At 70.4% G+C, this 23803-nt stretch carries 22 protein-coding genes; 10 read left to right on the top strand and 12 right to left on the bottom strand.

The annotated features are described in order from the left end of the window. Window positions 1-11: 11 nt before the first annotated feature. The 6 genes from JNB61_RS01405 to JNB61_RS01380 all read right to left on the bottom strand — a co-directional run bounded on the left by JNB61_RS01405 (window position 12) and on the right by JNB61_RS01380 (window position 6540). The gene (locus tag JNB61_RS01405) at window positions 12-1418 is read right to left on the bottom strand and encodes a sensor histidine kinase (protein WP_220287480.1); all 1407 of its coding nucleotides are present in this window, start codon (window positions 1416-1418) and stop codon (window positions 12-14) included. A gap of 107 nt (window positions 1419-1525) precedes the next feature. Continuing rightward, window positions 1526-3031 carry an amidohydrolase gene (locus JNB61_RS01400; protein ID WP_220338545.1) on the bottom strand — a complete coding sequence of 502 codons (1506 nt, stop codon included), beginning with the start codon at window positions 3029-3031 and terminating at the stop codon, window positions 1526-1528. Then, on the bottom strand, window positions 3028-3669 hold the full coding sequence (locus JNB61_RS01395; RefSeq protein WP_159843881.1) for an FMN-binding negative transcriptional regulator: 642 nt from the start codon (window positions 3667-3669) through the stop codon (window positions 3028-3030). Before JNB61_RS01395 ends, JNB61_RS01400 begins: the two co-directional genes overlap by 4 nt. Window positions 3670-3707: 38 nt before the next feature. After that, entirely contained in the window at window positions 3708-4706 is a 999-nt protein-coding gene (locus JNB61_RS01390; protein ID WP_220338544.1) for an Fpg/Nei family DNA glycosylase, read from the bottom strand. Window positions 4707-4709: 3 nt separating this feature from the next. Continuing rightward, complete coding sequence (locus JNB61_RS01385; protein WP_220287473.1) at window positions 4710-5255, bottom strand: ribose-5-phosphate isomerase; 546 nt, start codon at window positions 5253-5255, stop codon at window positions 4710-4712. An 85-nt stretch (window positions 5256-5340) separates the two neighbouring features. Beyond that, the gene (locus JNB61_RS01380; RefSeq protein ID WP_220338543.1) at window positions 5341-6540 is read right to left on the bottom strand and encodes a ferrochelatase; all 1200 of its coding nucleotides are present in this window, start codon (window positions 6538-6540) and stop codon (window positions 5341-5343) included. 54 nt (window positions 6541-6594) lie between these two features. On the opposite strand from JNB61_RS01380, the gene JNB61_RS01375 reads away from it, so the two are divergent. The 8 genes from JNB61_RS01375 (at window position 6595) to JNB61_RS01340 (ending at window position 16742) form a co-directional block, all read left to right on the top strand. Then, complete coding sequence (locus JNB61_RS01375) at window positions 6595-6957, top strand: ArsR/SmtB family transcription factor (RefSeq protein WP_220338542.1); 363 nt, start codon at window positions 6595-6597, stop codon at window positions 6955-6957. Then, complete coding sequence (locus JNB61_RS01370) at window positions 6954-8651, top strand: SulP family inorganic anion transporter (protein ID WP_220338541.1); 1698 nt, start codon at window positions 6954-6956, stop codon at window positions 8649-8651. Before JNB61_RS01375 ends, JNB61_RS01370 begins: the two co-directional genes overlap by 4 nt. Window positions 8652-8764: 113 nt before the next feature. Further along, window positions 8765-11311, top strand: coding sequence for an aminopeptidase N (gene pepN, locus JNB61_RS01365; protein ID WP_220338823.1), 2547 nt, complete (start codon window positions 8765-8767; stop codon window positions 11309-11311). A gap of 59 nt (window positions 11312-11370) precedes the next feature. After that, window positions 11371-12675, top strand: a complete 1305-nt coding sequence (locus JNB61_RS01360; protein ID WP_220338540.1) for a sensor histidine kinase — start codon at window positions 11371-11373, stop codon at window positions 12673-12675. 22 nt (window positions 12676-12697) lie between these two features. Beyond that, the gene (locus JNB61_RS01355) at window positions 12698-13408 is read left to right on the top strand and encodes a response regulator transcription factor (RefSeq protein ID WP_220338539.1); all 711 of its coding nucleotides are present in this window, start codon (window positions 12698-12700) and stop codon (window positions 13406-13408) included. Between the two features lie 45 nt (window positions 13409-13453). Then, entirely contained in the window at window positions 13454-14566 is a 1113-nt protein-coding gene (locus tag JNB61_RS01350) for a mechanosensitive ion channel family protein (protein ID WP_220338538.1), read from the top strand. Continuing rightward, a complete protein-coding gene (locus tag JNB61_RS01345; protein WP_220338537.1) occupies window positions 14563-15045 on the top strand; it encodes a globin in 483 nt (160 codons plus the stop codon). Before JNB61_RS01350 ends, JNB61_RS01345 begins: the two co-directional genes overlap by 4 nt. Before the next feature lie 38 nt (window positions 15046-15083). After that, on the top strand, window positions 15084-16742 hold the full coding sequence (locus JNB61_RS01340; protein WP_220338536.1) for an FAD-binding dehydrogenase: 1659 nt from the start codon (window positions 15084-15086) through the stop codon (window positions 16740-16742). A 14-nt stretch (window positions 16743-16756) separates the two neighbouring features. On the opposite strand, the gene JNB61_RS01335 is transcribed toward JNB61_RS01340, so the two are convergent. Beyond that, window positions 16757-17431, bottom strand: a complete 675-nt coding sequence (locus tag JNB61_RS01335) for a hypothetical protein (protein ID WP_220287460.1) — start codon at window positions 17429-17431, stop codon at window positions 16757-16759. A gap of 112 nt (window positions 17432-17543) precedes the next feature. On the opposite strand from JNB61_RS01335, the gene JNB61_RS01330 reads away from it, so the two are divergent. After that, on the top strand, window positions 17544-18404 hold the full coding sequence (locus JNB61_RS01330) for an acyl-CoA thioesterase (protein WP_220338822.1): 861 nt from the start codon (window positions 17544-17546) through the stop codon (window positions 18402-18404). Window positions 18405-18421: 17 nt separating this feature from the next. On the opposite strand, the gene JNB61_RS01325 is transcribed toward JNB61_RS01330, so the two are convergent. The 4 genes from JNB61_RS01325 to JNB61_RS01310 all read right to left on the bottom strand — a co-directional run bounded on the left by JNB61_RS01325 (window position 18422) and on the right by JNB61_RS01310 (window position 21841). Next, window positions 18422-18943, bottom strand: coding sequence for an acyl-CoA thioesterase (locus JNB61_RS01325; protein WP_308291179.1), 522 nt, complete (start codon window positions 18941-18943; stop codon window positions 18422-18424). Next, window positions 18936-20615 carry an energy-dependent translational throttle protein EttA gene (gene ettA / locus JNB61_RS01320; protein ID WP_220338534.1) on the bottom strand — a complete coding sequence of 560 codons (1680 nt, stop codon included), beginning with the start codon at window positions 20613-20615 and terminating at the stop codon, window positions 18936-18938. Before ettA ends, JNB61_RS01325 begins: the two co-directional genes overlap by 8 nt. 110 nt (window positions 20616-20725) lie before the next feature. Next, the gene (locus JNB61_RS01315) at window positions 20726-21181 is read right to left on the bottom strand and encodes a DUF6993 domain-containing protein (RefSeq protein WP_220338821.1); all 456 of its coding nucleotides are present in this window, start codon (window positions 21179-21181) and stop codon (window positions 20726-20728) included. Window positions 21182-21295: 114 nt separating this feature from the next. Then, on the bottom strand, window positions 21296-21841 hold the full coding sequence (locus JNB61_RS01310) for a single-stranded DNA-binding protein (protein WP_220338533.1): 546 nt from the start codon (window positions 21839-21841) through the stop codon (window positions 21296-21298). A gap of 228 nt (window positions 21842-22069) precedes the next feature. Here JNB61_RS01310 and JNB61_RS01305 point away from each other — a divergent pair, with 228 nt between their 5' ends. Then, complete coding sequence (locus tag JNB61_RS01305; RefSeq protein ID WP_220338532.1) at window positions 22070-22333, top strand: hypothetical protein; 264 nt, start codon at window positions 22070-22072, stop codon at window positions 22331-22333. Window positions 22334-22370: 37 nt separating this feature from the next. Here the strand turns inward: JNB61_RS01305 and yczR are convergent, their stop codons facing one another. Beyond that, on the bottom strand, window positions 22371-23795 hold the full coding sequence (gene yczR / locus JNB61_RS01300) for a MocR-like transcription factor YczR (protein WP_220338531.1): 1425 nt from the start codon (window positions 23793-23795) through the stop codon (window positions 22371-22373). Window positions 23796-23803 lie beyond the last annotated feature (8 nt).

Here is a 23803-nt window from a genome sequence, read left to right as displayed (position 1 = left end):
ATAGGCATGCGTCATGGCGCGACCGTGAGAGGAATGTGGGCCCCGACGGACGTCGGTCCCCCGACCGGGCTCGTCAGGGTCAGCAGACCGCGGAGACCGGCAAGCCTTTCGCGCAGGCCTTCGAGCCCGTGACCGGCGCTGAAGGCCGCGCCACCGCGGCCGTTGTCGACGACCCAGACGTCGAGGTGCGTCGGAGCCCCGGCGGCGCCGCGCCTCAGCGAGGCGCGCAGGCTCACCCCGGTGGCTCCCGAGTGCTTGACGGCGTTCGTCATGAGCTCGGCGACGACGAAGTAGACGGTTCGGGCGATCTCCTGGCTGACCGCGCGGTCGACCGCGGGGTCGACGTCGACCTGAACCCGCAGCGGCGACGCGGTCGCGACGGCGTCCAGCGCCGCGGCCAGTCCGCGATCCTGCAGGAGCGGCGGAGCGACGCCGCTCGACAGCGCGCGAAGCTCATCCAGCGCCGCCTTCGCGTGACCGCGTGCCTCTCGAGCCAGGTCGGCGGCAGCATCCGTGTCTCCCGACTCCGCGCGCCGCTCCAGCGCGGCGAGGTCCATCTGAAGCCGCACCAGGCGCTGCTGCGGTCCGTCGTGGATGTCGCGCTCGAGACGGCGGAGGGCGACGTCTTCCGCGTGCACCGCGGCACCGCGAGCGGCGGCTTCGGCGCGTACCTCGGCAGCCAGTTCGTCCGACTCCCATCGGCCGAGCATGCGCTGGGCGACGGCGTGGTGACCGCGCGCGAGACCACCGAGCACCCACGGCATCGTGAAGGTGAACAGGATGCCGGCGATGAGGTAGAGCGCGACCTCCACGGCCCAGCTCGACCACCCGCCGAAGAGCCATGGCATGAAGTCGGCGACGTACTGCCCCCACTCCCCGGCCGAGCCGTCCGTGTTCCCGCCGCGGGGCAGGAAGAGTCCCCAGAACCAGTAGGTGAGGCCACCGAGGCCGACGCTCAGCCACACGACGGTGAGGGTGAAGGAGATGGTGCTGATGATGGGGTTCACGATCATGCCGTGAACCAGGTAGAGCCAGTAGTGCGCGTTGCGGATGGGGCGGGTCAGCGTCATCCAGAAGCCCGTCGTCTCCGGCGTGTCGCGATTCCACTCCGGCTCGGCGATCGGGGCCTGTCCGGTCAGGAGCAGGAGGAACCTGTCGGCGACGCCGAAGCCGCGCGCGATGAGCAGCGTCAGGACGATGAGCGGCAGCCCGATCACGAGGATCAGCAGCCCGACGCCCGCCCAGAACAGCGAACTCAGCACGCTCACCGAGACCATCGCGAGCACGAAGACCGCGAGCAGGTACAGCGCGCTGCCGGGGGTGCGCACCCACGCCTGCCCGTAGGACCCCCAGAAGCCGGAGGCGGGGCGCGATGCGACCGGCTGGAGAGGAGCAGGTTCAGTGGTGGCGGCGGTCATCGGTGTCTCCCTCGGAACTCATGTTCCCAGCTTCGCGACGACGGCGACGGCGCGGCATCCGATGTGCTCCCGGACCGCTACGGGGGCAGACCCCCGCATCGACCGGATCACGCCACGTGGGTGAGGCGTCCGGCCAGCAGCGTCGCGGCGATCCGCATGCCGCGCAGCGTCGGCTCGTCGACAGCGAGGGGGTCGTGCTCGCAGATGGCGAGGTCGGCGACGTCCCCTGGTTCGATGCGCGCGGCTTCGGCGGAGCCGCCCCGCGTCGAGGCCGCCAGCGCCGTCGCCGCGTCGACGCGCTGCGACGGCTGCCACGGCTCGCGCCGGCCGCGCGTGCGGAACACGGCGGACGCCATCGCCGCCCACGGATCGAGCGGCGAGACCGGCGCATCGGAGCCGAACAGCAGGTTCGCGCCCGTGTCGGCGAGGGCGCGCAACGGGTAGGGCTGCGCCGTCTGGCCCGCCCACACCGTGTCGGTCAGGTCGCGGTCGTCGAGGGCGTGCTCGGGCTGGACGCTCGCGCCGACCCCCAGCCGCGCGAACCGCGGGATGTCGGCGTGCGCGACGAGCTGCGCGTGCTCGATCGTCCCCCATGCCCCCGTCGCCGCGAAGGCATCGAGCGCGTGCGAGTTCGCGACGTCGCCGATGGCATGGATCGCCGACGCGATGCCCGCGGCCGTGGCGCGCGTCATGAGATCGACGAGCGTCGCGAGATCGACCGTGATCACGCCGTGGTTGTGCGGGTCATCCGGATACGCGTGGGAGCACGCGGCGGTGCGCGTGCCGAGCGAGCCGTCGGTGATCACCTTGAGAGGGCCGACACGGACGAGGTCGGATGCTGCGCCCCGGGCAGCGTCTCCGGTCTGGAGCCCGTCGGCGATCGCCCGGTCGAGGAACTGGGGGTAGATCCCGAACGAGACCCTCAGCGCGTCGAACCCGGCGGCAAGCCGCCGGGCCCACGCGCCCTCGTTCCACGACATGTCGAGATCGACGAGCCCTACGACACCGCGGGAGGCGGCATCCTGCGCCATCCGCGCGACGGCCGGGTCGGACACCGACGCGTCGACGGCGTTGAGCCGGCGCGAGATCTCGAACGCGGGCTCCTCGCGGAGGAGACCGGACCCGTCCGGCTCGAACCCCTCGCGGCGGAGCGCAGCCGAGTTGAGCCACACACTGTGCACATCGGCGTTGATGAGATACGTGGGGACCTCGCCCGTCGCCGCATCGAGCAGCGCGAGGTCGGGCGTGTCGGCCCAGAACGCGTCGCGGAAGCCGCTGCCCACGCGCCGCCCATCGGGGAGCGCCTCCGCAGCGCCCATGAGCGCCGCCGCGTGCGCTGCGGACGATGCCTCTCCGAGCGCCACGCGCTGGGCGGAGAGCGCCCACTGCACTGTGTGCACGTGGTGGTCCCAGAGGCCCGGGATCACCCAGGCGCCGTCGGCATCCAGCACGCGCCCGCCGCGCGGCAGCGCCCCTGCGGGCGCGATGTCGACGACCAGCCCCTCGGCCAGGTGCACATCCACCGGGTCGGCGCCGAACGGATCGGTGCGGTCGGCCCCGGTCAGACGCGCGTTCGCGATGACGTCGAGGGCTTCGCCGCGGACCGCCGTCACCGGGCGGCCTTGCGGGTGTCGAGGTCGCGGCGCATCTCGGCCGGCAGTCGCGGGTCGGCGTACGGGCTCGCGCCGGACTCGAGCTCCACGATCACCGTCTCGACCGTCTCGTCGGGCTTGTTCTGACTCAGCTTGCGCTTGCCGACGACCTTCGTCGGTGTGAGCCGGAAGCCGACGGTGCCCTTCTCGAGCCGCCGCACGAACTCCGGGTCGTTCGGGGGCTCCCACATCAGGCGGGGTTGCGGCAAGCCGCTCTCGAAGCGCGCGACGAGACGCTCGAGCACCTCGAGGTTCTCCTCGGGCGTCAGCAGCTCGGGGGTGCCGGTGAGGTGCGCCGACACGAAGTTCCAGGTCGGGACACTCTGAACGTCGCCGTACCAGCCGGGCGAGATGTACCCGTGCGGGCCCTGCACGACCACGAGAAGCTCGTGCTCCCCGAGGCCGTGGATGAGGTCGTCGGGCTTGCCGACGTGGCCCACGATCGTGAGATCCTCGCTGTCGGCGTCCAGCAGCACGGCGTAGTGCGAGGCGACCAATCCGGACTCCGTCGACGAGACGATCGTCACCCACGGATTCTGCTCGATGAGCCGGCGGATCTCGCCGACATCCGACATCGCGAAGCTCGGGTTCTGGCGCATGCGCCCAGCCTATTCGCGCGCCCGAGCCCCGGCCGCGCTCAGGCCTGGCAGGACGGGCACCAGTAGAGCTTGCGGCCCGCGGCCTCCTCGACCAGGATCGACGTTCCGCATACCCGGCACGGCAGACCCGCGCGGTGGTAGACCCAGTGGCGGTCGTCGCGGCTCGCCATCGCCGCCCGGTACGCCTCGGGGTCGAGGTCGTCCATCGTCATCATCTGGCCGGTCTCGACCCCGATCGCGAGGAGCCTCACCCAGTCCCGCCAGAGGTCGCGCACGACCTCCTCGGGGACGTCTCGTCCCGGAGTGTGCGGGTTCTGACGTGCGCGGAACAGCAGTTCGGCGCGGTACACGTTGCCGATGCCGCTGACCACGTTCTGGTCCATGAGCAGCAGGCCGATGGAGGTCGGCTTGCGGCGCACGACCGAGGTGAACCGCTCCTCGCCCTCGGCGACGTCGTCGACGAGCGGGTCGGGGCCCAGCTTGGCGATGGTCGCGGCGACCTCGTCGGGCGTCTGGAGCTCGCAGGCGGTCGGGCCTCGCAGGTCGGCGCACGTCACGTCCGTGAGCAGGCGCAGGCGTACCTGGCCCACGACGGGCGGTGGCCATTCGTCGCCCTCGTCGGCGAGCCCGGTGGTCTGCTCCGACATGCGCACGTGCACGCGCGTGCGGCGCGGCGCGCCGATCGAGGTCAGCGAGTTCTCCCCCGAGCTGTCGAGGATCGGATCGTCGAGGTCGGTGCCGCGCTGGTTCGTCTGGCCCATGCGCCCGTTGGCCGACGCGATGGTCGGATCCACGAGGATCTCGCCCGCGAAATCCCACGCGCCGTACATGCCGAGGTGCACCCGCAGCCACAGGTCGTCGTCGAACTCGAGGAACATCTGCTTGCCGACGGCACGCACCGACGTCGCGATGCGCGCGCTCAGGATCTCCGCGCCCTCGACGAAGCGTCCCTGTGGGCTGGACGCCGAGACGGAACGACCGACGAAGTTGCGGTCGAACTGGCGGGAGATGCGATGGACGGAATGCCCCTCGGGCACGACTCAGCCCGCTTCGGGGTCGAAAGAGCTGTCGTCGGCGGCGAGGACGTCGGGCTGCCCGGCGACGGCTCGCGGGTCGGGCTGGAGGGTGCCGTCCTCCTCGTACGCGGCCAGCTGGGCGATACGGCGCGCGTGGCGCTCCTCGCCGGAGAAGGGCGTCGCGATGAAGCGGTCGATGAAGGTCGCGGCCTCTTCGAACGTGTGCTGACGCGCGCCGATCGCGATGACGTTGGCGTCGTTGTGCTCACGAGCGAGCTCCGCGGTCGCGATGCTCCACGCGAGCGCGGCGCGGACGCCGACGACCTTGTTCGCGGCGATCTGCTCGCCGTTGCCCGAACCGCCGAACACGACGCCGAGCGCGTCGATGCCGGCGGCCTGGTCGCGCACGACCGCCTGTGCGGCGCGGATGCAGAACGCGGGGTAGTCGTCGAGCGGGTCGTACTCGATCGGTCCGTGGTCGACGACGTCGTGACCGGCGGCCGCGAGATGGTGCTGCAGCTGCGTCGAGAACTCGAGGCCGGCGTGGTCGGTCGCGATGTGGATGCGCATGGGCTCAATCCTAGAGAGGGGTGACGGACGAAGGAGGACGGATGCTGCACCCCGCAGCGAGCATCAGTGGTGAAAGGTCGGGGGTTCAGGGTGCGATGCCGGCGGCCGCCGGCTTGAACCCCGCGCGCACGTTCTCGCAGCAAGCGGGCCGGCACACGTCGAACCACGGTCCGAGGTCGGTGACGTGCGGCCGCTCCCCCGCCGGCGTGCCGTTCAGGCGCTCCTCGACGAGGTCGACGAGACCCGACACGAAGACAGGGTCCACACCGGGGGTCGGCGTGCGCACCGCGCGGATGCCCACCTCGGCCGCGGCATCCATCGCCTCCGTGTCGAGATCCCACAGGACCTCCATGTGGTCGCTCATGAAGCCGACGGGGACGATCGCTACGGCCTGCACGCCGGCGCCCGGAAGCTCGGCGATGACGTCGTTGATGTCGGGCTCGAGCCAGGGCTGGCTGGGCGGTCCGGAGCGCGACTGGTAGACGAGGTCCCACGCGACCCGGTCGGCGCCGGGGACCTCGGCGGCGACGGCCGCCATGACCACCTCGGCCACAGCCAGGTGCTGCGCGGCGTAGGCGCCGCCCTCACCCAGATCTCGGTGCAGCTCGTCGCCCTCGCGTGGGCCGGAGCGCTCCGCGTCCGCCGTCGGGATGCTGTGGGTCGAGAAGAGCACCCGTACGCCTTCGGGGGCCACTCCGTCGGAGAGGAAGCCGGCCACGGCGTCGCGCACGCCGTCCACGAAGGGCTTCACGAAGCCGGGGTGGTCGAAGAACTGCCGCACTTTGTCGATCGTGACGCGATCCTGCAGTCCCGTCTCGATGAGCACCCGCGCGAAGTCCTCACGGTACTGGCGACAGCTGGAGAAGGACGAATAGGCGCTGGTCGCGAGCGCCAGGAGATTCGTGTGACCGGCCGCGGCGGCATCCGTCACCGCCTCGCCGAGGTAGGGCGCCCAGTTGCGGTTGCCCCAGTACACCGGCAGATCGAGACCTCGGCGGGCGAGCTCGGCCTCGAGGGCGGCCTTCAGCGCGCGGTTCTGTGCGTTGATCGGGCTCACGCCGCCGAAGTGGCGGTAGTGGTGCGCGACCTCTTCGAGGCGCTCGTCGGGGATGCCGCGGCCGCGCGTGACGTTGCGGAGGAAGGGGATGACGTCGTCCTGCCCCTCCGGACCGCCGAAGCCCGCGAGGAGGATGCCGTCGTACGCGACGGGCTCCTCGACGTACGGGGCACCGGAGACCACGGCGGGAGAGGCGAACGGGACGGCGTGCTGCTCGGGAGAGGTCACCCCTCCATCCTGACACCGCGTCGCCGCCGGATCCGGCGATATGATGATTTCATCATGCCGCTAACACGAACGCAGCGACCGCTGTACGAAGTCAAGGCCGGGCTCTTCAAAGGTCTTTCGCATCCGTTCCGGATCCGCATCCTCGAGCTCCTCTCCGCCGCCGAAGAGCTCAGCGTGGCCGAACTCCAGGCCGAGACCGGGCTCGAGGCATCCCATCTCTCCCAGCACCTCGCGGTGCTGCGCCGGCACCGCCTGGTGGCCTCCGAGCGGCGCGCGAGCCATGTGTATTACCGACTCGCCGGCCCCAAGGTCGCCGAGCTGCTGGCGGTGGCACGCGCCCTGCTGCTGGACGTCCTGTCTTCCGATCGCGACCTCCTCGCCGACGCGCACGCGCTCCCGGCCCTGCCTGCGCGATGAGCAGAGCGGATGCCGCGTCCCGCGGGAGCCGAACAGCGCGCGCGGCCGCGTACGCGCGGAGTCTGCTCCCCTCGCCCGAGGACTACCGCGGACTTCGCCGGACGTGGCGCGGAGATCTTGTCGCCGGGGTCACGGTCGGGATCGTGGCCCTCCCCCTCGCCCTGGGATTCGGTGTCAGCTCCGGACTGACGGCGGAAGCGGGGCTCGTGACCGCCATCGTCGCCGGCGTTCTCGCGGCCGTGTTCGGCGGATCGCATGTGCAGGTATCGGGGCCGACCGGCGCGATGGTCGTCGTCCTGGTGCCCATCGTCGCCTCGCTGGGGCCGGGGGCGGTCGCCACCGTGAGCCTGCTCGCGGGCATCCTCGTGCTGGTCGCCGGAGTGCTGAGACTCGGCCGCGCCGTGTCGTTCATCCCCTGGCCGGTCATCGAGGGGTTCACGCTCGGCATCGCCGTGATCATCTTCCTGCAGCAGGTGCCGCTGCTCGTCTCTCCGAGGCTCAGCCCTGCGGGAGAGCACAGCTCGAACGCGGTCGTCGCAGCGGCGCAGGCGATCGCGCACGCCGATGGGGCCTACGTGCCCTGGGCTCTCGGCGCCGCCGGCGCGGTGATCGCCTGCATGGTCCTCGCCCCCCGCATCCATCCCGCGATCCCCGGGTCCTTGATCGGCATCGGCCTCGTCACGGTGATCGCCCTGGTGGTGCCCGATCCTCTCGCGGTGATCGGACCCCTCCCCGCCACGCTGCCCGCACCGGCGCTTCCGACGCTCGATCCGGCAGAACTCGGACACCTCCTGCTCCCTGCAGTGACCGTGGCCGCCCTGGCGGCCATCGAGTCGCTGCTGTCGGCGCGCGTGGCGGCCTCGATGGCCGACACCGGCAGGTACGATCCCGATCGCGAGCTGGTCGGTCAGGGCATCGCCTCCATCGGCTCCGGCCTGTTCGCGGGCATGCCCGCCACCGGGGCGATCGCCCGCACCGCCGTCAACGTGCGCTCGGGCGGACGCTCGCGACTGGCGGCCATCGTGCACGCCGCCGTCCTTCTCGGATTCGTGCTGATCGCCGCAGGTCCGGTGAGCACGATCCCCTTGGCGGCGCTCGCCGCCGTGCTGATGCTCACCGCAGTTCGCATGGTGCACGGGGCAACGGTGCGCTCGATCCTGCGCTCCACCCGCTCGGACGCCCTCGCGTTCGTCCTCACGGCCCTCGTGACGGTGTCGTTCGACCTCATCGTCGCCGTCGTGATCGGAGTCGTGTGCGCGGGCTTCTTCGCCCTGCGCAATCTGTCGCGAGCCACATCGGTGCACCGCGAGCAGCCCTCGGGCGAACCCGCGCCGGAAGACGTGCACATCGCGATCGTGAGACTCGATGGGCCGCTCTTCTTCGCCGCAGCAGACCGGGTGTTCGACGCCGTGACCGGACTCACGGGCATCTCGGTCGTGATCCTGCGCATGTCCCGGCTGGAACTGGTCGACGCGACGGGTGCGCGCGTGCTCACCGAGATCGTGCAGACGCTGGAGCGCCGGGGCGTCACTGTGCTCATCAAGGGCGTCCAACCCGGGCACGAGGAACTCTTCCGCACCGTCGGCGTGCTCGACTCGCTGCACCACCAGAACCACCTGTTCGCCGATCTGCCGTCGGCGCTGGAGCATGCCCGCAGCCATGTGCGACGCCAATCCAGCACCCGCAGCACATAGGCTGGGACGGTTGTCATCGGTGCCAGCAGCGCTGGTGGCGGCCGCCGGATCGAACGCTCGCGCGACGAGCCGATCGACCACCTCCGTCATCCTCACCCATGGGAGCCACAGCAGTGCCTGGAGAGAACCTCACCCGCATCGAGGCGCAGGAGCGCCGCGCGATCGTCGACACGCAGTCGTACGAGATCGCGCTCGATCTGACGAAGGGCGCCGAGGTCTTCGGATCCCGCTCCGTCGTGCGCTTCACCGCGACGCCCGGTGCCACGACGTTCATCGACCTGATCGCGCGCGAGGTGCGCGAGATCACCCTCAACGGGCGCTCGATCGACCCCGCGTCGGCGTTCGCGGACTCGCGCATCGCGCTCGACGGCCTGGCCGCCGACAACGAGCTCGTGATCGACGCGGACTGCCTGTACACGAACACGGGTGAGGGCCTGCACCGTTTCGTCGACCCCGTCGACGGCGAGGTGTACCTCTACTCGCAGTTCGAGGTGCCTGACTCGCGCCGCGTCTTCGCGGTGTTCGAGCAGCCCGACCTGAAGGCGACGTTCGCTTTCACCGTGACAGCCCCCGAGCCGTGGAAGGTCGTCTCGAACTCGCCCACCCCCGAGCCGAAGAAGCACGGCGACGGCACCGCGACCTGGACGTTCGACGCCACGCCGCGCATCTCGTCGTACATCACGGCGCTCATCGCGGGTCCCTACGAGGCGACGTACTCGGAGCTGACCAGCGCGTCCGGACGCGTCATCCCGCTCGGTGTCTACGGCCGCAAGAGCCTGTGGCAGTTCCTCGACGCCGACTACATCTTCGACAAGACCCGCCAGGGCTTCGCGTACTTCGAGGAGAAGTTCGACTACGCCTACCCGTTCGCCAAGTACGACCAGCTCTTCGTGCCCGAGTTCAACGCGGGTGCGATGGAGAACGCGGGTGCGGTCACGTTCACCGAGACGTACGTCTTCCGCTCGAAGGTCACGGACGCCGTCAAGGAGCGCCGCGTCGTCACGATCCTGCACGAGCTCGCCCACATGTGGTTCGGCGACCTCGTCACCATGAAGTGGTGGAACGACCTGTGGCTCAACGAGTCGTTCGCCGAGTGGGCGTCGACCATCGCCACCGCCGAGGCGACCGAGTGGACCGAGGCGTGGACCACGTTCAACGCGATGGAGAAGACCTGGGCATACCGCCAGGACCAGCTCCCGTCGACCCACCCGGTCGTCGCGCAGATCAACGATCTGGAGGACGTGCAGGTCAACTTCGACGGCATCACCTACGCCAAGGGCGGCTCGGTGCTCAAGCAGCTGGCCGCGTGGGTCGGCATCGAGGCGTTCTTCGCCGGAGTCGCCGCCTACTTCAAGAAGCACGAGTGGTCGAACACCGAGCTTTCGGACCTGCTCGCCGAGCTCGAGGTCACCAGCGGCCGCGAGCTCTCGACGTGGTCGAAGAAGTGGCTCGAGACGGCGGGCGTCAATACGCTGTCGCCCGAGATCGTCACCGATGTCGACGGCACCATCACGCGCTTCGCCATCGTGCAGACCGCGCCGGCCGACTACCCCACGATCCGCCCGCACCGCCTCGGCGTCGGCTTCTACGACCTCGACGGCGACGCGCTCGTGCGCGTGCACCACGTCGAGCTCGACGTCGACGGCGATCTCACCGAGGTGCCCGAGCTCAAGGGTCTCCAGCGCCCCGCGCTCGTACTGCTGAACGACGAGGACCTCGCATACGCCAAGATCCGCCTCGACGACCGGTCGCTCGAGACCGCGATCGACCACCTCGACAAGATCAGCGACCCGCTCGCGCGCTCGCTGGTATGGGGTGCCGCGTGGGATCAGACACGCGACGCCGAGGCATCCGCTTCCGACTACGTCGATCTGGTGCTGCGCAACATCGGCGCGGAGACGGAGTCCACCACGGTTCGCACGACGCTCGCGCAGCTCCAGCTCGCGGCGAACTCGTACGTCGCGCCCGAGAAGCGCGACCTCACGCGTGCGAAGGTCGCCGACGCGCTGTGGGCGCTGGCGGAGAACGCCGAGTCCGGCAGCGACAGCCAGCTGCAGTTCGTGACCGCGTTCGCGTCGGCCGCCGCGACCCCGGGTCAGTGGGAGAAGGTGCGCCAGGTGCGCGACGGCGAGGTCAGCTTCGACGGCCTGGCCATCGACACCGACCTGTCGTGGCAGCTGCTCGTGTCGCTCGCCGCGGGCGGCGTCGTCACGGCGGCCGACATCGATGAGGCCCTCGAGGCCGACAACACCGCCAAGGGCGGGGAGTTCGCCGCCCAGGCCAAGGCGGCGCTGCCGTCGGCCGAGGCGAAGGCAGCGGCGTGGTCGTCGCTCGTCGACAGCGACGACCAGCCGAACACGATCGTCCGCGCCGCGGCACTCGGCTTCGTGCACCCGGCGGGCCGCGATCTGCTCGGCGGCTTCGTCTCGCGCTACTTCGAGTCGCTGCTGCCGATCTGGAACTCGCGCACCTATCAGATCGCGCAGTACCTCATCGTGGGGCTCTATCCCGCCCCGCTCGCCGACGTGGCGCTCCGCGACGCGACGCGCGCGTGGCTCGAGGCGAACGCCGACGCGGCTCCCGCCCTGCGACGCCTGGTCGCCGAGAATCTCGCCGGAGTCGAGCGCGCGCTGTCGGTGCAGGACCGGGACGCCCAGTAGCCGATTCGACGGATGCCTCGACCCCGCGCGGGGTCGAGGCATCCGTCGTATCCGGCACCGTGGTACCACTGCGACGGCCGCTGTTCATCCCGAAGACTGACGCGCGCGGACGTCGCCGACTCATCGGTGCCGCTCCCGGCGCCGACGACGGTCTCCTCCTGCCCCGACCGCCGGGCGTCTTCCGGCGCTTCTGGGCACGGCATCCGCGGACCGCCGACGTCATCGTCGCGGTCGCCGCCCTCCTGCTGTCGGTGCCCTCCGCGGCGATCCGCTCCGAGTACCCGATCCCCCCGACGCCGCCGCAGACGGTGTATGCGATCGTCGTGGTGGTCTGCGCGTGCGCCTCCCTGCTGTTGCGCCGCACGCGGCCACTCCTCGTCTTCGCCGTCGCGGCGCTGCCGTTGGTGATCCTGCCGCCCAGCCTCGTACCGGCATCGCATGTCCCCCCCGCGTTGGCCATCTACGCGGTCGCGGTCTACCGATCCGTGCTCTCATGCTGGATCGCCTTCGCCACGGCGACCGCACTGATGGCGGTCTACACCGCCGTGGCCGGCCTCGCGGAGCCCGCTGCGTGGAACTACCTCATCACTTCGCTGGTGTCGGGCGCGATCGCCCTGCTGATCGGCGCGCTGATCGGCATCAACGTCGGCAACCGGCGACGGTATCTGGAAGCGATCATCGACCGCTCACGCCAGCTGCTCGTCGAACGGGACCAGCAGGCGCGCCTCGGCGCTGCGGCCGAGCGCACGCGCATCGCGCGCGAGATGCACGACATCGTCTCGCACAACCTGACCGTCGTCGTCGCACTCGCGGAGGGGGCGACGGCGACACCCGACACCTCACGCGCCCGCGCGGCCACCGAGCAGATCGCCGTCACGGCTCGCGGTGCGCTGACCGAGATGCGCGCGATGCTGGGCGTGCTGCGCGATCCCGACCTCTCCCCCGATGCGCCGCTCGCACCGATCGAGTCGGCGTCCGTCGCCGATGCCGTCCAGTCCGCCCAGCGGGCGGGGTTCCCCGTCGTGCTGCGGGTGGAGGGAGGCCTCGACGACGTGCCTGCGGAAATGCGGTTCGCGGTGGCGCGCATCGTGCAGGAGTCGCTCACCAACGCGATGCGGCATGCACCGCTGGCCACCGGGATCGACGTGCGGATCGGCGTCCGGGGGGACGCCGTCGACCTCGACATCGTCAACGACGGGGTGCGACCGCGCACGGATGCTGCGGACCCGCCGACGGGCGCCGGGTTCGGCCTCCCCGGACTCCGCGAGCGCGCGGCGCACGTGGGAGGCACCCTGGAGGCGGGAGCGATCGACGGCGGGCGGTGCGCGCCTCGCTGCCCCTCCGGGCGCGCGCGGGCACGATGAGCTCGGTGGAGGAGAACGGACCATGACGACTGCCATCCGCGTGCTTCTGGTGGACGACCAGGAGCTGATCCGGCTCGGCTTCCGCCTTGTGCTCGAGGCCGAACCGGATGTCGTCGTCGTGGGCGAGGCGGCCGATGGCGACGAGGCCATGCGTGCCGTCGCCGCGCACGCCCCGGACGTCGTGCTGATGGACATACGGATGCCGCGTACCGATGGAATCGCCGCCACGCGGTCGATCGTCGCCGCGCACCCGCAGACGCGCGTACTCGTCCTGACGACGTTCGACCTCGACGAGTATGCGCTGGGCGCGCTCGATGCCGGGGCGAGCGGCTTCCTCCTCAAGGATGCGCAGCGCTCCGAGCTGACCGCCGCGATCCGGGCGGTCCATCGCGGCGACGCCGCGCTGGCGCCGTCGGTCACTCGGCGACTCATCGACCGCCTCCGCGCCGTGCCGCCCGCGCCACGGCGCACCTCGTCCGCCGATGACCCGACAGCTGAGCTGACCGACCGCGAGCGCGAGGTGTTCATCGCGATCGCCCGCGGGATGAACAACGCTGAGATCGCGCACCACCTGTACGTGAGCGAGTCGACGGTCAAGACTCACGTCGGACGCGTGCTGGCGAAGATCGGGGCGCGCGACCGGGTGCACGCCGTGATCCTCGCCCACCGGCACCGGCTCATCGAAGAGGCCGAACCTCTCCCGCCGCGCAGCGACGGGTCGTCGACAAGCTGAACGCCGTCCAGGCTGAGCGCACCCCAGCTCGTTAGGATCGTGACGATGATCCGCGTTCCCCTCGAGACCACTCCCACCCCGGCTGGCCCCGACCTCACCGACGCTGAGACCTGGCAGCAGTTCGGCGAGTTCTTCCTCGCCGTCGGCAAGAACCTCCTCGCGGTCGCCGGGATCATCGTCGGCGCCATCATCCTGGCCTGGATCTTGAAGTTCGTGATCCGGCGTGTCGTGGGTCGCATCGTGAACGGCGCGAAGAACAAGGCGAACGTCGACGACACCCAGGCGCTCGAGCGGGCACCGCTCGCCTCGGTGCGACTCGTACAGCGCACACGGACGCTGGGATCGATTCTCCACAACGTCGTCAACGTGACCATCGTCGTCATCGCGATCCTGCTGATCATCAACGTGCTGGCGCCTTCGGCCTTCGCCTCGCTCACCCTCCTCACCGCAGCCATCGGCGCAGGCCTCGGCTTCGGTGCGCAGAACATCGTCAAGGACGTGCTCAACGGCATCTTCATCGTCGCGGAGGATCAGGTGGGGATCGGCGACGTCGTCGACCTCGGATTGGCGACCGGCATCGTCGAGTACGTCAGCGTCCGGGTCACGCACGTCCGCGATGTCAACGGGACGCTCTGGTACGTCCGCAACGGCGAGATCACCCGCATCGGCAATCTCTCGCAAGGCTGGTCGCGGGTCATCATCGACCTCTCGGTGGCGACCGATTCCGACATCGGTGAAGTGGAGCGCGCGATGCTCGACACCGCCAAGGCGCTCGCGAAGGATCCCAAGTGGCGCACGCGCATCCTCGAGCAGCCCGAGGTGTGGGGTCTCGAGTCGATCTCCGGCGACGCGCTCGTCATCCGCCTCGTCATGAAGACGCGTGCGAACGCGAAGGACGACGTCGCCCGCGAACTGCGCATGCGCCTGAAGAAGACGATCGACGAGATGGGCATCACCCTTCCCGCCCTCACCGCGGTCATGCCGAGCGGCCTCGAGGGCGCGGGGCGCGTACGCGGCGCCAACCCTCCCAAGACCCAGCCCACAGCGGTCGCCGCCACGCCCGATCGCCCCGTGTGGAAGCCGAAGCGAACCCCGAAGAAGCCGTCGACGACGCCCGCAGGCGACGAATCCGGCACGACCACCGGAGGCACTCCATGACAGACTCGGCCACCCCGCTGAGCTTCTTCGACGAGATCGGCGGCCACGACACGTTCGTGCGGCTCGTCGAGGTCTTCTACCGCGGCGTCGCCGACGACGAGGTGCTGCGTCCTATGTATCCCGAGGAAGACCTCGGCCCGGCGCAGGAGCGGCTGACACTGTTCCTCGAGCAGTACTGGGGCGGTCCGACGACGTACAGCCAGGAGCGCGGACACCCCCGGCTGCGCATGCGTCACGCGGCGTTCCACGTCGATCCCGACGCGCGCGACCGCTGGCTCGCGCACATGCGCGTCGCCGTCGACGAGTTGCACCTCCCGCCGCTGCACGAGGCGACGCTCTGGGATTACCTCCAGCGCGCCGCATATGCCATGGTGAATACCTTCGAGCCCTCGGGGATCGGGCCCGCCGCGGGAGCCCGGGCCGCAGCATCCTTCCCCGTCACGGCGGCACCGCCCGCGGACGCCGATCCCGCCCGCTGAGTCAGCCGACTCCCCCCCTCGCCGACGAAGGAGTCGACATGCCATCCCACCACACCGACGTCCTGGTCATCGGATGGGGCCTCGCGGGTCTCGTGGCCACCGCTGAGGCGGTCGCCGCGGGCAAGCGCGTGACCATCGTCGACCAGGAGCCGCGCTCGAACCTCGGCGGGCAGGCGTGGTGGTCGTTCGGCGGGCTATTCTTCATCGATTCGCCCGAACAGCGCAGGCTCGGCATCCACGACTCGCTCGAGCTGGCGCGGCAGGACTGGTTCGGCAACGCCGGATTCGACCGCGACGAGGACCTGTGGCCGCGGCGCTGGGCGGAGGCCTACCTGCAATTCGCCCACGAGGAGAAGCGCGCGTGGCTGCGCGAGAAGGGTGTCGGCTTCTTCCCCATCGTGGGCTGGGCGGAGCGCGGCGGTTACACCGCGACCGGTCCGGGCAACTCGGTGCCGCGTTTCCACATCACCTGGGGAACCGGCCCGGGCATCGTCGCGCCGTTCCAGGCGGCGGTGGAGGCCGGCGAGGCCGAAGGCCGCGTGACGATCCTGCCCCGCCACCGGGTCATCTCGCTGACCGTCGAGGACGGTGTGGTCACCGGGGCTGCGGGAGATGTGCTGGCGCCTTCCGGGGCAGCACGCGGTGTCGCCAGCTCGCGCGCTACGGTCGACTCGTTCACCGTCACCGCGGCCGCGACCATCGTGTCCTCAGGTGGCATCGGCGGCAACCACGACCTCGTGCGCCAGTGGTGGCCCGAGCGGCTCGGCACACCCCCGACGACGATGGTGACCGGTGTGCCCGCGTACGTCGACGGTTCGATGCAGCCGGTCTCAGCGGCGGCCGGCGCGCGACTGATCAACGGCGACCGGATGTGGCACTACGTCGAGGGCATCCGGAACTGGGATCCGATCTGGCCGGGCCACGGCATCCGCATCCTTCCCGGTCCCTCGTCGGTGTGGTTGGACGCGACCGGGAATCGTCTGCCCGTGCCCCTGTTCCCGGGCTTCGACACGCTCGGCACGCTGGCGCACCTGCGGGCGACCGGCCACGACCACTCGTGGTTCGTGCTGTCGCAGAAGATCATCGAGAAGGAGTTCACCCTCTCGGGCAGCGAGCAGAACCCGGACCTCACGGGCAAGGACGTGAGACTCCTCGCGCAATCGCGCCTCGGCAAGGGTGCCGCCGGCCCCGTGCAGGCGTTCATGGATCGCGGCGCGGACTTCGTCGTGCGCGACACCCTCGATGACCTCATCGCGGGCATGCAGGCGCTCCCCGGCGGAGAGGTGCTCGACGCCGACCACGTGCGGTTCGAGATAGAAGCGCGCGATCGGGAGATCGACAACGACTTCACGAAGGACGCCCAGATCGCCATGCTGCGCTCGGCGCGCGCATTCCGCGGCGATCGACTCATCCGCACCGCGAGCCCGCACCGGATCCTCGACCCGAAGTCGGGTCCGCTGATCGCGGTGAAACTGCATGTGCTCACCCGCAAGTCCCTCGGCGGCATCGAAACCGATCTGTCCGGCCGCGCGCTCGGCGCCGGCGGCGTAGCCGTGCCCGGACTGTACGCCGCAGGCGAAGCGAGCGGCTTCGGCGGTGGCGGCGTCCACGGGTACCGCGCCCTCGAGGGGACGTTCCTGGGCGGATGCCTCTTCTCGGGGCGTGCCGCCGGGCGCGCGGCGGCCGCAGCGGTATGACCGAGGAGCCCGCCTCAGTCCGCTGAGCCCGTCCGCCGCACCGGGGTGAGACCGGTCGCCACCGGCCCGCGGACCAGCACGTGACCGCGGGACAGGCTGACGCGCGTCCATGGACCGCTCGTGAACACCCGTGCCGTCTCGCCGCCGCTGATGAAGCCCAGACTCAAAGCCGCGAACGCGACGCCGAGCGGAAGGCCGCCCAGCTCCTCGTCGGGCGCACCCCACACCGTGGCGCGAACCGCTCGCACGACGTCCTCGCCGGCATCGGTCGGCACCGAGTCGGCGACGCGGGCGATCCCGCCCTGCGCCTTGGCCGCAAGCGTCGAAGCCTCGATGCCGGGCCGCGCGTCCCAGCCGCTGCGCGGCGGCGTGATCCCCGCCCACGCCGGCGAGAGGGCGGTCTCGGGGAGGGCGAGAGCGCGGGGGTCGTCGGTCGTGGCGGAGAGGGCGGATGCCTCGACCACGAGGTCGCACACGAGTTCGGGGTCCGCGCCGAGCGAGCGCAGGGCGAGGACAGTGGGCGTCGGATCGCCGAAACCCCGTGGCGCCAGCGGGGCGGCGGTCATCGCCAGGACCCCGCCTGACGCCTGCAACCTCACCCCTTCGACGGTGAAGCGTGCCGCCCGACCCGCGAAAGTGAGGGCGTCGGCGGCGGACTCGGGATCGGCGAGCAGCAGGCGCGGTGACATCGCCCTCTAAGCTACCAAGCGGACCTACGGGCGGCCGCCGCCCCGGAGAGGAGCACCCGTGGATGCCGAGCCGAACGCACACAGCGCGCCCGAGAAGGACCCGGTCGCGTCGATGCTCTCGGTCATCGATCTGAGCGCGTCCGACGCGCGCACCACGGAGGACATCTTCACCGGCGCGTCCCAGTCGATGCCGCTCGGGCGCGTCTACGGCGGCCAGGTTCTCGCGCAGTCCATCGTCGCCGCGTCCCGCACGATCCCCGAGGAGCGGATCGTGCACTCGATGCACGGGTACTTCCTGCGTCCCGGCGACTCGGCGAAGGGCATCACCTTCTCCGTCGATCGCATCCACGACGGACGCTCGTTCTCGACCCGCCGCACGCAGGCGTTTCAGGAGGGCGTCCCGATCTTCTCGATGATCGCGTCGTTCCAGGACGAGGATCCGGGGCTCGACCACCAGGAGCCGATGCCGGAAGACGTTCCCGCGCCGGAGGACCTTCCCGACGTCGAGGCGCACCTCAGCGGTCTGCACCCGATGTCGAAGCGGCTCTTCACCGACCGGCCGGTGGATCTGCGCCACATCCCGGCTCCCATCTACGTCACGGCCGGCGCCGAGAAAGCGCCGCGCCAGGCGGTCTGGATGCGCATCCGCCGACCGATCCCCGACGACCCCGCGGTCCACCGGGCCGTGCTGGCGTACCTCAGCGACCTGACGATCCAGGAGTCGATCCTCCGCGCCCACGGCGTCTCCTGGGCGACGCCGGGACTGAAGGTGGCGAGCCTTGACCATGCGATGTGGTGGCACCGGTTCGGACGCGTCGACGAATGGATGCTGTACGTCCAGGAGTCGCCGAGCGCGCGCGGTGGCCGTGGCCTCGCGTCAGGACGGATCTACGCCGCAGACGGCACACTGATGGCCAGCGTCGCGCAGGAGATCATGATCCGGGTTCCCGGTGCCGGAAGTGACGCCGGCTGATCCGACTCCGGTGCGGGTCAGCGCCGGTGAGCGTAATTGATCGGCTCACCGACATAGGGCCCCCACGCGGCGCGCTCCTCGCCGGTGAGTCGAAGCGGACGCCCCGTCTCCGCATCCACCTTCACGATGACCGTGGTGGCGCGTGCGTACAGGGTTCGTCCGTTCGCCGCGGACTCGAGTGGGCTGTACACCTCGTAGCAGACCTCGATGCTGGAGCCGCCCAGCTTGCCGAACCACATCTGCACATCGAGGGGATGCCGCTGGTACGGCACCGGGGCGAGGTACTCGATCTCCTGCCGGGCGATGAGCGTCAGCATTCCGCTGAAGATGCTCGAGTCGAGCACGGCGGTCGCGGGCGCGTCCTCGCCGGGTTCGGGCAACCAGAACGCGCGCACCCGCGCCTCTTCGAGGAGCTTGAGCATCGACGTGTTGTTGACGTGGTTGAACGCGTCGAGATCCCCCCATCGCAGGTGGATGGGGATGTGCAGGCGGCGGTCGCCCTCCGTGCTTGCGACCGCCGCGTCGCCGGTATCAGTCACGCGTGAGCTTGCGGTATGCGGTGCGGTGGGGCCGCGCCGCCTCCGCCCCGAGGCGCTCGATCTTGTTCGCCTCATACGCCTCGAAGTTGCCCTCGAACCAGTACCACTGGTCGGGGTTCTCGTCGGTGCCTTCGTAAGCGAGGATGTGGGTCGCGATCCGGTCCAGGAACCAGCGGTCGTGCGTGATGACCACCGCGCAACCCGGGAACTCGAGCAGCGCGTTCTCCAGCGACTGGAGGGTCTCGACATCGAGGTCGTTGGTCGGCTCGTCCAGGAGCAGCAGGTTGCCGCCCTCCTTGAGGGTCAGCGCGAGGTTGAGGCGGTTGCGCTCACCACCCGAGAGCACGCCGGCCTTCTTCTGCTGATCGGGCCCCTTGAAGCCGAACTTCGACACGTACGCGCGCGAGGGGATCTCGGTCTTGCCGACCGTGATGATGTCGAGCCCGTCCGAGACGACCTCCCACAGGCTCTTCTGCGGGTCGATGTTCGCTCGCGACTGGTCGACGTAGCTGATCTTGACCGTCTCACCGATCTTGAGGTCGCCGCCATCGAGGGACTCGAGGCCGACGATGGTCTTGAAGAGCGTGGTTTTGCCCACACCGTTCGGGCCGATGACGCCGACGATGCCGTTCGGCGGCAGCGTGAAGCTGAGTCCGTCGATCAGCGAGCGGCCGTCGAAGCCCTTCTGCAGCTTCTTCGCCTCGATCACGACGCTGCCGAGACGTGGGCCCGGCGGGATCGTGATCTCCTCGAAGTCGAGCTTGCGGGTGCGGTCGGCCTCAGCCGCCATCTCCTCGTACCGGGCGAGGCGAGCCTTCGACTTCGCCTGGCGTCCCTTCTGGTTCGAGCGGACCCAGTCCAGCTCTTCGGCGAGGCGCTTCGCGAGCTTGGCGTCCTTCTTGCCCTGGATCGCCAGACGCTCGGCCTTCTTCTCGAGGTAGGTCGAGTAGTTGCCCTCATAGCCGATCAGGCGCCCGCGGTCGACCTCTGCGATCCACTCGGCCACGTTGTCGAGGAAGTACCGGTCGTGCGTGATGGCGATCACCGCGCCGGGGTACTTCTGCAGGTGCTGCTCGAGCCAGAGCACGCTCTCGGCGTCGAGGTGGTTGGTGGGCTCGTCGAGGAGCAGCAGGTCCGGCTTCTGCAGCAGGAGCTTGGTGAGGGCGACACGGCGCTTCTCTCCACCCGAGAGGGGGCCGATCTGCGCGTCGCCGGGCGGGGTTCGCAGGGCGTCCATGGCCTGTTCGAGCTGAGAGTCGAGGTCCCAGGCGTCGGCGGCGTCGATCTCCTCCTGGAGGACGCCCATCTCCGCGAGCAGCGCGTCGAAGTCGGCATCGGGGTCTGCCATGAGGCCCGAGATCTCGTTGAACCGGTCGACTTTGGCCTTGATGGCGATGCCGTCCTGGATGTTCTCGAGCACCGTCTTGGTCTCGTCGAGCTCGGGCTCCTGCATGAGGATGCCGACGGTGAAGCCGGGGCTGAGCTTCGCCTCGCCGTTCGACGGGGTGTCAAGGCCGGCCATGATCTTGAGGATCGTCGACTTTCCGGCGCCGTTCGGGCCGACCATGCCGATCTTCGCGCCCGGAAGGAACGCCATCGTCACGTCGTCGAGGATCAGCTTCTCGCCGACGGCCTTGCGGGCTCGGACCATCGAGTAGATGTACTCAGCCATGCGGGTTTCTGCTCTCCTTGGACTCAGGCGTCAGCGTCCCAGCCTACCGGGCGCCGCAGCGAGCGGCGTGAGCACAGCAGTCGCCGGCCGCGACTCGCCGGTGGTCGGAGCTACCAGTCGATCGGACGGGTCTGCCCGACGAGGCAGTTTCCCTCGGCGAGCACCGGAACCACGACCGTGACGGGTTCCCCCGTGGCCGGGCCGACCTGGCCGATGAGGCACTGATCGTTCCAGCGGACCGAGAACTGGATGCTCTCGGCGGGATTGCCCACCGTCGACGTGTCCTGCGTGACCTGCATCGCAGCCTTGTCGAACCCCGCCGCCGTGAGTGCGTCGACGTACGCCCGCCCGGTGACTCGGGCATCCGTCGCCCACACCGACGCGGTGACCGAGGAGAAGAGCGGCAGATTGTCCTCCGCGGTGCCGTCGGGCACCAGCGCGGGTGCAGCGGGCGCGGTCGGCGTGGCACTCGCGCTCGGTGCGCTGTCGGTCGTCGTGACGGTGGGCGTCGGGGTCGGCTCCGGTTCGCTGGGACTGCACGCGGTGAGCGCACCGACGACCGCCATGACGGCGAACACCCGCGGGGCGCGCAGCCGACGGACATCGAAGCGAGCGCGGGGCGGGAGGTCTCGGGCCACGGGGAGAGTTTAGGGCCGCCGGCCCCGCGCACGCTGAACGCGTCAGAAGGGCGTCTCCGCTTCGTGCTCTGTGGAGCCGGGGCTCGATCCGACCGCCGCGAGCTCCGGATGCACCGCTTCTTCCGCCTCTGCCGTCTCACCCGCTCCGTCGACGCCGGGCGCCGCCCACGCGTCGCCGGCCTGCGCCGTCGGCCAGCTCTGCGACGTCGGGATCGTCGCGGCCCGCGAGTCCTTCTGGAACGTCGTCGTCCCCCAGCGCAGATCGTGTCCGATGGCCTCGGCGTCGATCTCGATCGCCGTGCCGCGCCGGGTGCCGTTGTCCCATTCTCGAAGGCGGAGGCGACCGGTGAGGATCACGCGGTCGCCCTTCTGCAGCGACCGGTAGGCGTGCTCAGCCAGCGTGCGGAACACCGAGACGGTGTACCAGTTCGTTCCCGAGTCGGTCCATCCGCCGGCGTCTCGGTCGTATCGCCGCTGACCGCTCGCGACGCGGAACGTGGCGATCGCCACTCCGGCCGCCGTGTGCTTCAGCTCGGGCGGTGTCGCCACGTTGCCGGTGATCGTGATCGTGTCACCTGTGTCGCTCATCGCTCATCCTCTCTGTTGATTCGGGGACCGTCCCCGGCACTGCCGGCGCCCCGTGCCCGAAGGCGCCGGCAGTGCACTCAGCCTCACCGCATCGCGGCGGTCGAAACCCAGCTGTGCGGTGATCTGTGGACAAGACGGAAGCCCGGCCTGCTGGGGAGGAAACGCCGGAAGATCCCGAGAGTCGGAATGTCGCAACCCGTAGTTATGTTCGAGCGAGAAGGAGGCAACATGTCAGCTGTCGTCGAAACCCGCACATCGGGCACGCCGCCCATCGCATCGCGGAGACGCGTGCGTCTCGTCGCCGCGGCGCCATCGCTGTGGCGGGTGCTGGAACCCGGGGGACGCGTGATCGGCCATCTGCAGGAGATCGCCCAAGCGGGCAGCGTCCGCTTCCGTGCGCGGCGCTACAACCCCGCCGCCCATGCCTTCCGCGATCTCGGCGATTTCTGGAGCGCCGACGACGCGGTCGAGTGCTTGGTGTTCGGCCGGTGAAGCCCGCGGTCGTCAGAGGCCACGGCGCCCCGTTTCGTCAGATGACCGCGCCGACCGACTCCACGACCGTCGAGGGCGCCCCGGCCCGCACCGACGACCAGGCGTCCGCGAGAAGGTCGGCCGCGCGCACCGTCTCCTCGGGCGGTGCGGTGAAGGGCACCCGGAGGTGTCGTTCGTGCCCACCCTCGACCGAGAACCGCGGCCCGGCGCCCAGCAGCACACCGCGCGCTCGGGCCTCGATCACCAGCGCCGAGCTGAGCGGCGCGCCCAGCTCGATCCAGAGCGAAACGCCTCCGCGGACATCGGGCAGCTCCCACGCGGGCAACCTCTCCCGCAGTGCGTTCACGAGGGCGTCGCGCCCCGACCGCAGCAGCTCCGAGCGCTGAACGACGATGTCGTCGAACTGCGAGAGCAGGCGTGTGGCGATAGCCTGCTCGAATTCGGGAGTGCCGAGGTCGTGGGCCGGCCGTGCCGCCACGAGGCGACGGATGAGATCACCGTCGGCGCGCACCCATCCGAGCCGCAGCCCGCCCCACACGGTCTTGCCCAGGGAACCGATCCGCACGACCGTCCCCGGCTCCGCCGCCGTGAAGCCTGGCGGAACCGGTCCGCGGTCGATGTCGAGGTCCGCCGTGGTCTCGTCGAGAACCAGCACCGACCCCGACCGCTCCCCCGCCGCGAGCATCACTGCCCGTTCCTCGGCGTCCATGCTCCGGCCCGTCGGGTTCTGGAAGTCGGGCATCAGGTACGCCATCACAGGGAGGGTTCGGGCGAATGCCTGCTCGGCCCGATCGAGATCCCAGCCGTCGTCGGTGGTCACGGGCACCCCCACGAGCCGTGCGCCCGCCCGGCGCAGTGCGTCTGCCGCGTGCGGATAGGTGGGCGTCTCCACGAGCACGCGGTCTCCTCGCCCGATGAGCACCGTGGACACGAGGTGGATCGCGCTCTGAGCACCGGTCGTGACGAGCACCTCGTCCGGGCGCGTCGGGATGCCACGCTCGGTGTAGCGCTCGGCGATCGCCTCGCGCAGCTCGATCCGACCGAGCACGTCGTACCCCACGCGCGACACCAGTGCAGATGCGCCGCCTGCCGTCTGGGCCATGATCCCCGCCAGCCCGGGCCACGCGGGCGGACTGGCCTGCTGAAGGTCGATCATTCCGTCGCCGGCCTCGGCACGCCCCGGATCCCGGCGCCCGAGCGGAAGCGTGACACTGCCCGATCCGCGAAGACTCGCGATGTGCGCGGTCTCGCGCAGGCTCCGGTAGGCAGCGGCGACCGTACTGCGGCTCACGTGCAGCGCAGCGGCAAGCTCCCGCTCCGCCGGCAGTGCCGTGCGTGGCGCGAGCCGGTTGTCCAGGCAGAGCAGGCGGATGCCATCGGCCAGCGCCTCGTACGCCGGCTCACGCGTACGCCAGCCGCCGAGCGTCGCCGCGAGCGCGCGTGCGGATATGCGCGAGTCCATGAGGCCAG

It is taken from the genome of Microbacterium ureisolvens, from assembly GCF_019511645.1.
Lineage (GTDB): Bacteria > Actinomycetota > Actinomycetes > Actinomycetales > Microbacteriaceae > Microbacterium > Microbacterium ureisolvens_A.
This window is presented reverse-complemented; position numbering and strand designations above follow the sequence as displayed.